Raw genomic sequence first — 11235 nt, 5'->3', positions numbered from 1 at the left:
GAGGAACGCGGCGAGCGGCAGGGTGGCGGCGCCCACGGTGACCGCGTCCGGGCCCAGTTGCCCCATCTCGATGGTGGTGCGCCCCGCGGCGTGGCTGAGCGCGTACTGCTCGGCGTGCCGGCGTATCGCGGGCAGCAGATGGGGTCCGATCAGCAGGCCCGCCCAGCCGCCCAGCAGGATGCGCTCGGGCAGGAAGAGGTTGATCAGGTCTGCCACGGCGGCGCCCAGGCACTCCGCTGTGTCGTCGAGGAGTGAGACGGCCACCGGGTCCGGCTCCGGTCCGTCCGGGCCGGGGAAGGCGGCTTCGAGGAGGGCCGCGAGGGCGGTCTCGTCGTCCGTGTCGTCGGGCAGCGGACCGCCGGCCTCGTACCAGCGCTCGCGCATCGCCTCCGCGCCCGCGTAGGCCTCCAGGCAGCCGATGGAGCCGCAGCGGCAGCGCCTGCCGCGCATCTGCACCGTCGTGTGGCCCCACTCGATGGCGCTGCTGCGGCGGTTGTCCTCGAAGGTGGAGCCCTGGATGACGGAGGCGCCCACACCGGAGCCGATGAGGGCGATGGCGGCGGCGCCCGCGCCCCGGCCGCCGCCGAACCACATCTCGGCCTGGCCGAGCGACAGGGCGCCGTTGTCGATGAACAGTGGTACCTCGGGGGGCAGTTCGACCTCGTCGCGCAGCAGCCTCTCGAACGGCACGGCCTGCCAGCCGATGGTCTGGCCGTGCACGACTGCGCCGTCGGGCCCGCCGCGCTCGATGATGCCCGGCACACCGATCCCGACCCCGAGCAGGTGGTGTGCGTCGGCTCCGGCGTCGCGCAGGACGTCGGCCACGCCCGTACGGACGTGGGAGACGATGCGTTCCACGTCGTAGCCGTGCTGGGCCAGCAGGCGGTCCGTACGGGCCAGTTCGGTGAGGGAGAGGTCGAACAGCTCGACACGGATGCGGGTTTCGCCGATGTCGATGCCGATGAGCAGGCCGCCGCCGGGCGAGACACGGAGCAGGGTGCGCGGGCGGCCGCCGTCGGAATCGACGACTCCGGCCTCCTCGAGCAGTCCCTCGGCGGCGAGTTCGGCAACCACGTTGCTGATAGATCCTGAACTCAGTCCGGTCGCGGATCCGAGCTGCTGGCGGCTGAGCGGACCGTCGAAATACAACCGTTGTACAACCCGGGCACGATTGCCCCGTCGCAGGTCACGCACCGTTCGTCTGTTGCGTTCCGACATGTTGCTCCTTCCCTGGACGCAACATACCCCTGCCACAGGCCTTGACGCGACCTTCTCTCACCTCTTAAATCACGTCATAAATTAAGTCATGGAGGCCGTTCGACTCTCGAACGCAGCCATCCCCGGAAAGGGGCGACACCTCACATGCGCAAGACCAGAGCCGCAGCAGTCATCACCCTCGTCAGTGCCATCGCCGCCGCAGCCACCGGATGCGGTGGTGGCGGTTCGTCCGCCGGCGGAAGCAACGAGTCCCCGAAGACATTGACGTACTGGGCGTCCAACCAGGGGCCCAACATCGAGGCCGACAAGAAGATCCTCGGTCCGGAGCTGGCGAAGTTCCAGAAGGACACGGGCATCAAGGTCAAGCTCGAAGTCATCCCCTGGTCGGATCTGCTCAACCGGATCCTTGCCGCCACCACTTCGGGTCAGGGCCCCGACGTGCTGAACATCGGCAACACCTGGTCGGCCTCGCTCCAGGCCAGTGGCGCCCTCCTGCCGTGGGACAAGAAGAACTTCGACGCGATCGGCGGTGAGGACCGCTTCGTCCCCTCGGCCGTCGCCTCGGCCGGTGCCGCGGGCAAGGACCCGTCGGCGGTGCCGCTGTACTCACTTGCCTACGCGCTGTATTACAACAAGCAGATGTTCGCCGACGCGGGGATCGCGAAGCCGCCGACGACGTGGGACGAGCTGGTCGCCGACGGCCAGAAGATCCACAAGAAGGACCCGAACAAGTGGGGTCTGGGTGCTGAGGGCGGTAACCTCTCGAACAACATTCACCAGGCGTTCGCCCTCGGCCAGCAGCACGGTGCCGACTTCTTCGACAAGGACGGCAAGGCGACCTTCACCTCGGACGGTGCTGTCGCCGCTGTCAAGCAGTACGTCGACTTCATGGCCAAGGACAAGATCATCGCTCCGGGCAACGCGGAGTACGCCCAGAACCAGTCCCTCCAGGACTTCGCCAAGGGCAAGACCGCCATGGTGCTGTGGCAGGCCGCGGCGACGAGCTTCGCCTCCCAGGGCATGAAGCCCTCCGAGTGGGGTGCCGTGCCCGTTCCCGTCGCGGCCGGTACGCCGGGCGCCGGCAAGCAGACCAACTCCATGGTCGCCGGTATCAACATCGCGGTGTTCAACAACACCAAGAACGTCGACGGCGCGAAGAACTTCGTCAAGTTCATGACGAGCGACGACGAGCAGAAGATCCTCAACAAGAGCTTCGGTGCGATCCCGCCCGTCAAGGCCGCCCAGGCCGACCCGGCGTTCTCCGCACCCGACCTCCAGGTCCTCCGGGACACTCTCACCAACAGCGCCGCGCCGCTCCCGCAGGTCGCGAACGAGTCACAGTTCGAGACCACCGTCGGTGGTGCGATCAAGGCCCTGTGGGCGGACGCCGCCGCCGGCAAGCCGGTGACCACCGAGAGCGTCAAGGCTCAACTCACCAAGGCTCAGCAGCAGATGGGTCAGTGAGGCTTTCTCCATGACCGCCACAGTGACACCTCCCAGTGAGCACAAGGCGGGCGGCACGGAGAAATCGGGCAATGGGGGTGCGCGGCGACGTCTGCCGCGCATCCCCAACCGTATCCGCCAAGGCGGTCTGCCCTACCTCCTGCTCCTGCCCGCCGTCCTCTTCGAACTGCTGGTCCATCTGATCCCGATGGTCGTCGGGATCTGGGTCAGCTTCCGTCAGCTCACCCAGTTCTTCATCCGTAACTGGGGCCAGGCCCCTTCGGCCGGGCTGAGCAACTACAAGGTCGCCATCGACTTCGACGCGCCGATCGGGCAGGCGCTGCTCCACTCGTTCTTCGTGACATGCGCCTTCACCGTGCTGTCGGTCGGCCTCTCCTGGCTGTTCGGCACCACGGCCGCGATCATGCTCCAGGAGAACTTCCGGGGCCGGGGCATCCTGCGGACGATCTTCCTCGTCCCGTACGCGCTGCCGGTCTACGCCGCTGTCATCACCTGGTCCTTCATGTTCCAGCACGACAACGGCATGATCAATCACCTGCTGCACGACCAGCTCGGACTCACCGACAAGCCGTCCTTCTGGCTGATCGGGAACAACAGCTTCGTCGCGCTGGTCGTCGTCTCGCTCTGGAAGTCCTGGCCGTTCGCCTTCCTCATGATCATGGCGGCACTCCAGAACATCCCGCGTGACCTGTACGAGGCCGCCTCGATCGACGGCGCCGGCATCTGGCAGCAGATCCGTAAGATCACCCTGCCGTCGCTGCGCCCGGTCAACCAGGTCCTGGTGCTCGTCCTGTTCCTGTGGACGTTCAACGACTTCAACACGCCGTACGTGCTGTTCGGCAAGTCGGCGCCGGAAGCCGCCGACCTGATCTCGATCCACATCTACCAGTCGTCGTTCGTCACCTGGAACTTCGGCTCGGGATCCGCGATGTCCGTCCTCCTGCTGCTGTTCCTGCTGGTGGTCACGGCGATCTACCTGTTCCTCACGTCCCGAGGAAGGAAGGGCTCCGATGTCTAGCGTCAAGTCTCCCAGCGCTCCACCGCAGTCCTTCATCTGGACGCGCCGCGTCGTACTGACGCTGCTCGCCCTCTTCGCCCTGGTGCCGGTCTATGTGATGGTCAGCAGCTCGCTGAAGCCGCTCCAGGACGTCTCGGGCAAGTTCCAGTGGATCCCGACGAACCTCACGATCCGCCCGTACTTCGACATCTGGAAGACCGTCCCGCTCGCCAAGTACTTCGTGAACTCGCTGATCGTGGCGGGCTCGGCGACCGTGGCCTCCGTGATCATCGCGGTGTTCGCGGCGTACGCGGTGAGCCGGTACAGCTTCCGCGGCAAGCGCGTCTTCACCGTCACGGTGCTCTCCACCCAGATGTTCCCCGGCATCCTGTTCCTGCTCCCGCTGTACCTGATCTTCGTCACCATCGGGAACGACACGGGCATCCAGCTCTCCGGGTCGCGCGGCGGACTGATCCTCACGTATCTGACGTTCTCGCTCCCCTTCTCCATCTGGATGCTGATCGGGTACTTCGACTCCATCCCGAGGGACCTCGACGAAGCCGCCAAGGTGGACGGCTGCGGACCGATCGGTGCGCTCGTACGTGTCGTCGTGCCCGCGGCGACCCCCGGCATCGTCGCCGTCGCCGTCTACGCGTTCATGACGGCCTGGGGAGAGGTGTTGTTCGCGTCCGTGATGACGAACGACAACACCAGAACGCTCGCCGTCGGCCTCCAGGGCTACGCCACCCAGAACGACGTCTACTGGAACCAGATCATGGCCGCCTCGCTCGTCGTCAGCGTGCCGGTCGTCGTCGGGTTCCTCCTCCTCCAGCGTTACCTTGTCGCCGGCCTGACCGCGGGCGCCGTCAAGTGACCGATTCAGAAAGGCAGTCCGTGAACGACCTCAACGCCCTCCCCGCAGATTTCACCTGGGGCGTCGCCACAGCCGCGTACCAGATCGAGGGGGCCGTGGCTGAGGACGGCCGCGCCCCGTCGATCTGGGACACGTTCTCCCACACGCCCGGCAAGATCGACAACGACGACAACGGCGATGTGGCCTGTGACCACTACCACCGGGTGCCCGAGGACATCGGGCTGATGAAGCAGCTCGGTGTCGACGCGTACCGCTTCTCGCTGGCGTGGCCGCGGATCGTGCCCGACGGGAACGGCCAGGTCAACAAGGCGGGCCTGGCGTTCTACGACCGGCTCGTCGACGGACTGCTCGAAGCCGGCATCACGCCGTTCGCGACGCTCTACCACTGGGACCTGCCGCAGGCCTCCCAGGACCGGGGCGGCTGGCCGGTCCGCGAGACCGCCGAGCACTTCGCCGCGTACGCCGGTGTCGTCGCCGAGCGCCTCGGTGACCGGGTCAAGGACTGGGCGACGCTCAACGAGCCGCTGTGCTCGTCGTGGATCGGCCACCTCGACGGCCACATGGCTCCCGGGGTCAAGGACCTGACCGCCGCGGTGCGCACCTCGTACCACCTGCACCTCGGCCACGGGCTCGCCGTGCAGGCGATCAGGGCGGCGTCCTCGGACGCCAGTGTCGGCATCGTCAACAACCTGAGCCCGATCCTCCCCGCGAGTGACAGCGAGGCGGACCGGGCGGCCGCGGTGCGGGCCGACGGCCACACCAACCGCTGGTGGCTGGACCCGATCCACGGCCGCGGCTACCCGCAGGACATGCTCGACGTGTACGGGGTCGAGCTGCCGGTGCGCCCCGGCGACCTGGAGACCATCGCTGCGCCGCTGGACTGGCTGGGGCTCAACTACTACTTCCGCCAGTTCGTGCAGGACGACCCGACGGGTCCCGCTCCGTACGCGAAGCAGGTCGACGTCCCCGAGGGCCGCCACACGCACATGGGCTGGGAGGTCAACTCCGACGGCATCGAGCAGCTCCTGACGCGGCTCACCGAGGAGTACAACCCCCGGAAGATCTACGTCACGGAGAACGGTTCCGCCTACCCGGACGTCGTACGCGCCGACGGCAGCGTGCACGACCCGGAGCGGATCCAGTACCTGGAGGAGCACCTGGCCGCCTGCGCGCGGGCCGTCGCCAAGGGCGCGCCGCTCGCCGGTTACTTCGCCTGGTCGCTGATGGACAACTTCGAGTGGGCGTACGGCTACGCGAAGCGGTTCGGCCTGATCCACGTGGACTACGAGACGCAGGTACGGACCGTCAAGAGCAGCGGCCGCCGGTACGCCGAGATCATCAGCGAGGCAGCCGCCCGCAACAGCAAGGCCGCCTGACCGACCGCGTCAGCGACAGCGACCGCGGACAGCCCAGGCACGGCATACGTACGGGAGCCGCCGCCCTTCCTGAGAAGGGCGGCGGCTCCCGTACGGGGCGGTGCTTCAGGCGTCGACGGGCATCGAGGGTTCGGTGCCCGACTGGGCGACGACCGAGGCCGCCACCGCCGACGCGAAGCGGAGCATCGCCTCGGCGCCGGCCCTCGGCAGCGCGGCGGCGCCTCCGTCGCGGAACGCCTCTTCCCTGGTTAGCCAGGTCAGCATGCCCGCCATGAACGCGTCGCCGGCGCCGATGGTGTTGACGACCCGCACGCGCGCCGCCGGCACGGACACCGGCTCGGCCGACCCGGTGTAGGCCGTACTGCCGCGTGCGCCCCGGGTGAGTACCACGAGCCTGCCCTCCCGGGCGAGCGCGCGGCAGGTGTCCTCGGGGTCGGCGTCCGGCCAGAGCCGGGTCAGGTCCTCGTCGCTGGCCTTGACGACCTGCGCGAGGGAACACAGCTCCCGCAGCCGCCGTGCGCCCTGCTCCGGGTCGAGCGTGCGGTCGTCGCGGACATTGGGGTCCACCACCAGGACCGACCGCCCGGCGGCGGCGCGCGCCGTGGCGGCGACCGCTTCGGCGGACGGGTCGACGACGGCGGCGAGGCCGCCCGCGTACACCGCGCCGAAGCGGCCCACCTCGGCGCTGCGGTCCTCCAGTTGGAAGGTGGCCGTGTCCGCGAGGTGGAAGTGGTACGCGGTCCCTTCCGGGCCCGGGTCGGCGACCGCGAGCGCCGTGGGCAGCGGGGAGCGTGCGCACAGGCCGAGTTCGGCGCCCGCGCCCAGCAGCCGCTCCTCGATCGTACGGGCGAAGCCGTCACCGCCGAGGGCCCCGGCGTACCAACTGGGCGTGCCCAGCTTGGCGAGCCCGACCGCGACATTGGCCGGCGCGCCGCCCGGCTGTGCCAGGTGCGCGAGCGGGTCCAACGCCGACGGCACGAGGTCGATGAGAGCCTCCCCCATCACCAGGACGGCGCCGGGGCCCTCGGTCACGGCTCGACCACGATCTTGCGGCCCTGTCCCGCCTTGAACTTCGCCAGCGCCTCGGGGTACTGCTCCAGCGGCATCCGGTCGCTGATGAAGACCGAGGGATCGAGCACACCGGTGGCGAAGAGCGCCGCGGCGCGCTCGTAGCTGTGCAGCACCGCCATCGAGCCGGTGATGGTGATCTCCTGGTTGTAGATCTTGTACGGCTCGATGACCGCGGTCGTCGCGTAGTCGGCGACGCCGAACTGAAGGAACGTACCGCCCTTGGCGACCCGGCCGAGTCCGTCCTGAATGGCCTTGGCGTTGCCGGTGGCGTCGATGACGACGTCCCAGCCCCGGACCGTGTCGAGTTCGTCGGCGGAGCCCGCCGAGCGAGAGACGCCCAGCCGGTCGGCGGTCTTGAGCCGCTCCGGGTTGATGTCGAGGATGTCGACGCCGGCGGCGCCGGTGCGCTTGGCCAGCTCCAGCATCATCAGGCCCATGGTGCCGGACCCGTAGATCAGCACCTGGGCGCCGAGCGTGCTGCTGAGCACGTCGTAGCCGCGTACGGCGCAGGACAGCGGCTCGATGAGCGCCGCGTCCCTGACGTCGATGTGCTCGGGCAGCTTGACGCAGTTCGCGACGGGCGCGACCGCGTACTCCGCTGCGCCGCCCGGCTTGCTGACGCCGATGGCGTTCCACCGCTCGCACAGGTTGCCGCGCCCGATGCGGCAGTAGTGGCACTCGTGGCAGTACAGCGAGGGGTCAACGGCGACCAGGTCGCCGACGACCAGTTCGGTGACGTCGGTGCCGAGTCCGACGATCTCCCCGGCGAACTCGTGGCCGGGGATGATCGGCAGGGTGGGCGCGAACTCGCCCTGCAGGATGTGCAGATCGGTACCGCACAGTCCGCAGGCGGCGACCCGTACGACGACGTCCCGTGGGCCCGGGGTCGGGTCGGGAACCGTCGTCACTGACACCTTGCCGACGGACTCGACGATAGCGGCCCTCATTTCACAGCTCCAAGAGAAAGGCCCTGGACAAGCTTGTCCTGGGCGGCGAAACCCGCGGCGAGCACCGGCAGGGACACGACGACCGAGGCCGCGCACAGTTGGGCCAGGAAGAGTCCCTGGCTGGTCACGAAGCCGGTCAGGAAGACGGGCGCGGTCTGCGCCCGTACGCCGGTGAGTACCCGCGAGAAGAGCAGTTCGTTCCAACTGAAGATGAAACAGATCAGCGAGGTGGCCGCGATGCCGGGTGCGGCGATCGGCGCCACCACACGCGTCAGTACGGTCGCCAGCCTGGCGCCGTCGACCTGTGCGGCCTCGATGATGGAGACCGGCACGTCGGCCAGGAAGGACTGCATCATCCATACCGCGATCGGCAGGTTCATCGAGGTGTAGAGGATGACGAGCAGCCAGATGTTGTCCAGCATGCCGGTGTTCTTCGCGAAGAGGTAGATCGGCAGGAGTCCCGCGACGACCGGCAGCATCTTCGTGGAGAGGAAGAAGAACATCACGTCCGTCCACTTCTCCACCCGCTTGATGGACAGCGCGTACGCCGCCGGCAGGGCGAGGACGAGGACGAACAGGGTGGAGACGACCGAGGCGGTCAGGGAGTTGATCAGCGAGGGCCACGGGGACTGCCCGCCGCCGGCGCCGAAGAACACCTTGTAGCCGGCGAGGGTGAGCGGGGCGCCGATGGACGGCGGGTTGGTCGCCGCGTCCGTCTCGGAGTGGAAGGAGGTGAGCAGCATCCACAGGGCCGGCACGCAGAAGACGATGCCGACGATCCAGGCGAGCAGGCCGAAGGCGGCGGAGCGCCGCCTGGCCTTGCGTTCGGCGGGTGCGTACGTGTGGCTCCGGGAGCCCGCGGCGGTGCGGGTGCCGGGGGCGGTCAGGGTACTCACGCGCGGTTCGCCTCCTCACTGAAGAGCGACGAGACCACACGCAGGGCGAAGGTCGCGATCACAATGGTGCCGATCACGACGACGACTCCGGCGGCGGACGCCAGTCCGTATTCGTGAGCCTGGTAGAAGGTGGTGTAGATGGTGTACGGGAGGTTGGCGGTGCCGAGTCCTCCCGCGGTGATGGTGAACACCGCGTCGAAGTTCTGCACGATGTAGATCGAGCCGAGCAGGGTGCCCAGTTCCAGGTAGCGGCGCAGGTGCGGCAGCGTCAGGAAGCGGAACATCTGCCAGGTGCTGGCGCCGTCCAGCCGCGCCGCCTCCGTGATGTCCAGCGGCCGGCTCTGGAGTCCGGCGAGCAGGATGAGCATCATGAAGGGGGTCCACTGCCAGATCAGCGCCACCTCGACGGAGATCAGCGGGGAGCTGGAGATCCAGTCGGGCTGGGAAGGGCTGCTGTCGCCGAAGAGTCCGGCGACCCACGACCAGGCGCCGTTCAGCAGGCCGTACTCCGGGTTGAACAGGACGTGCTTCCAGAGCAGCGCCGCGGAGACCGGCACCAGCAGGAACGGCGTGATGAGCAGCGTACGGACCAGGCCCCGGCCCATGAACTTGCGGTCGAGCAGCAGGGCGAGGAGCAGTCCGAGGATCACGCTGACGACGACCACGGTCACGGTGAGCAGGATCGTGGTGAACACCGAGCCGCGCAGGTCGGCGTCGCTGAACACCTCACCGTAGTTGGAGAGGCCGGAGAAGGCGCGCTTGTCGGGTGCGAGTGAGTTCCAGTCGAAGACCGAGATGAACAGCGTCGCCACGAACGGGAGTTGCGTCACCGCGATCAGGAAGATCAGGGCGGGCAGGAGGGGGGCCCGGGTGGCCCAGGCGCGGGCCCGGCGGGACGGCCCCCGGCCGGTGTGTCGTGACGCCGTGGGGGGCGACGCACCGGCCGGGGACAGTGACGGTGTGCTGACGGATGTGCTCACTTCTGCTCCTTGCCGACCTTCTCGGCGAGCGCCTGCGAGGTCTTGAGCGCCTGGTCGACCGTCTGCTTGCCCGCGATGGCGGAGCTGATCTCCTGCGAGACCTTGGTGCCGAGGTCGATGAACTCAGGGATGTCGACGAACTGGATGCCGGCCGTGGGCCTCGGCTGGACGCCCGGGTTCTTCGGGTTGGCGCTGGAGATGGCCTGCTGGGTGACGCTCGCGAAGGCGGAGGCGTCCTTCAGGTAGTCCGGGTTGCTGTACGTCGAGGCGCGCTTGCCGGCGGGCACGTTGGGCCAGCCGATCTTCTTGCCGACGAGCTCCTCGTACTTCTGGCTGGACGCCCAGGAGACGAACTTCCAGGCGTCGTCGGCCTTGGTGGTGGCCTTCTGCACGCCGAACGCCCAGGTGTAGAGCCAGCCGGAGCTGTCCGTCTTGTCGACGGGCGCGGGGACGTAGCCGATCTTGCCCTTGACCGGGGAGCCGGCCGCTTCGAGGGATCCGGCGCCGGAGGTGGCGTCGTACCACATGGCGGTCTTGCCCTGGGTCATGTCGTTCAGGCACTCGGCGAAGCCGGACTGGGCGGCGCCGGACTCGCCGTGCTTGCGGACGGTGTCGACGTAGAGCTGGGTGGCCTTCTTGAACTCCGGGGAGGTCAGCTTGGCGTTCCAGTCCTTGTCGAACCAGGTGCCGCCCATCGTGTTGACGACGGTGGTCAGCGGTGCGATGACCTCGCCCCAGCCGGGCTGGCCGCGCAGGCAGATGCCCTTCATCTTGGCCGACGGGTCGTCCGTCTTGGCCGCGAGGTCGGCGACCTGCTGCCAGGTGGGCTTGGCGGGCATCGTCAGGTGCTTGGCGGCGAAGATGTCCTTGCGGTACATGAGGAAGGACGACTCACCGTAGAACGGCTCGGCGTACAGCTTGCCGTCGGCGGCGGTGAGGGACTCCTGGACGGGCTTGAGGATGTCGCTCTGGTTGAACGCCTTGTCCTTGGTGACGTACGAGTCGAGCGGCTGGAGCCAGCCGTTCTTGGCGTAGAACGGCACCTCGAAGTTGCTGATGGTGGCGATGTCGTACTGGCCGGCCTGGTTGGAGAAGTCCTGGGTGAACTTGTCGCGGGCGTCGTTCTCGGCCAGGACGGTGAAGTTGACCTTGATGCCGGTCTGCTTCGTGAAGTTGTCCTTGGTGAGCTTCTGCAACTCGACCATCTGGGGGTTGTTGACCATGAGCACGTTGAGGGTGGCACCGCCCCCGCCCGCGTCGGTGGCACCGCCGCCGGCGCCGCTGCATCCCGCGAGCAGCGCCGTCAGTGCGGCGCCCGCGCCCACACGCACATACATTCCACGTCGTCGTGGCTGAAGAGGCATGAGATTTCTCCTGATCAATTGGTGCTGAGGGGTTCTTCACGACGTGCC

Annotated in this window: 10 protein-coding genes; 4 read left to right on the top strand and 6 right to left on the bottom strand. The window is 68.0% G+C overall.

Going from position 1 to position 11235, the window contains the following annotated elements; translation table 11 throughout:
- Window positions 1-1218, bottom strand: a 1218-nt coding sequence (locus tag QR77_RS37060; protein ID WP_078877614.1) for an ROK family transcriptional regulator, incomplete at its 3' end; no start/stop codon positions are given.
- Between the two features lie 144 nt (window positions 1219-1362).
- Here QR77_RS37060 and QR77_RS37055 point away from each other — a divergent pair.
- Genes QR77_RS37055 through QR77_RS37040 form a run of 4 tightly spaced genes read left to right on the top strand, consistent with a single transcriptional unit; the run spans window position 1363 to window position 5929 of the window.
- Window positions 1363-2682, top strand: coding sequence for an extracellular solute-binding protein (locus QR77_RS37055; protein WP_040026364.1), 1320 nt, complete (start codon window positions 1363-1365; stop codon window positions 2680-2682).
- 10 nt (window positions 2683-2692) lie between these two features.
- The gene (locus QR77_RS37050) at window positions 2693-3700 is read left to right on the top strand and encodes a sugar ABC transporter permease (protein ID WP_040026363.1); all 1008 of its coding nucleotides are present in this window, start codon (window positions 2693-2695) and stop codon (window positions 3698-3700) included.
- A complete protein-coding gene (locus QR77_RS37045; protein WP_040026362.1) occupies window positions 3693-4553 on the top strand; it encodes a carbohydrate ABC transporter permease in 861 nt (286 codons plus the stop codon). Before QR77_RS37050 ends, QR77_RS37045 begins: the two co-directional genes overlap by 8 nt.
- Before the next feature lie 20 nt (window positions 4554-4573).
- Complete coding sequence (locus QR77_RS37040) at window positions 4574-5929, top strand: GH1 family beta-glucosidase (RefSeq protein ID WP_040026360.1); 1356 nt, start codon at window positions 4574-4576, stop codon at window positions 5927-5929.
- Window positions 5930-6034: 105 nt separating this feature from the next.
- Here QR77_RS37040 and QR77_RS37035 read toward each other — a convergent pair whose 3' ends face one another.
- Genes QR77_RS37035 through QR77_RS37015 form a run of 5 tightly spaced genes read right to left on the bottom strand, consistent with a single transcriptional unit; the run spans window position 6035 to window position 11160 of the window.
- Window positions 6035-6961 (bottom strand): PfkB family carbohydrate kinase, encoded by a 927-nt coding sequence (locus QR77_RS37035; RefSeq protein WP_040026358.1) that lies wholly within the window; start codon window positions 6959-6961, stop codon window positions 6035-6037.
- Window positions 6958-7947, bottom strand: coding sequence for a zinc-dependent alcohol dehydrogenase family protein (locus QR77_RS37030; RefSeq protein ID WP_040026357.1), 990 nt, complete (start codon window positions 7945-7947; stop codon window positions 6958-6960). The genes QR77_RS37035 and QR77_RS37030 overlap by 4 nt, the downstream gene beginning before the upstream one ends.
- Window positions 7944-8834, bottom strand: a complete 891-nt coding sequence (locus tag QR77_RS37025; protein ID WP_052489812.1) for a carbohydrate ABC transporter permease — start codon at window positions 8832-8834, stop codon at window positions 7944-7946. Before QR77_RS37025 ends, QR77_RS37030 begins: the two co-directional genes overlap by 4 nt.
- Before the next feature lie 5 nt (window positions 8835-8839).
- Window positions 8840-9823: a sugar ABC transporter permease gene (locus QR77_RS37020; RefSeq protein WP_040026355.1), complete on the bottom strand. Its 984-nt coding sequence runs from the start codon at window positions 9821-9823 to the stop codon at window positions 8840-8842.
- Window positions 9820-11160 (bottom strand): sugar ABC transporter substrate-binding protein, encoded by a 1341-nt coding sequence (locus QR77_RS37015; RefSeq protein WP_236710963.1) that lies wholly within the window; start codon window positions 11158-11160, stop codon window positions 9820-9822. The genes QR77_RS37020 and QR77_RS37015 overlap by 4 nt, the downstream gene beginning before the upstream one ends.
- Window positions 11161-11235 lie beyond the last annotated feature (75 nt).

Origin of the sequence: Streptomyces sp. 150FB (assembly GCF_000818195.1) — a bacterium.
Classification (GTDB): Bacteria; Actinomycetota; Actinomycetes; order Streptomycetales; family Streptomycetaceae; genus Streptomyces.
The sequence above is the reverse complement of the archived record's forward strand: the minus strand, read 5'-3'. Positions and strand labels throughout refer to the sequence as shown.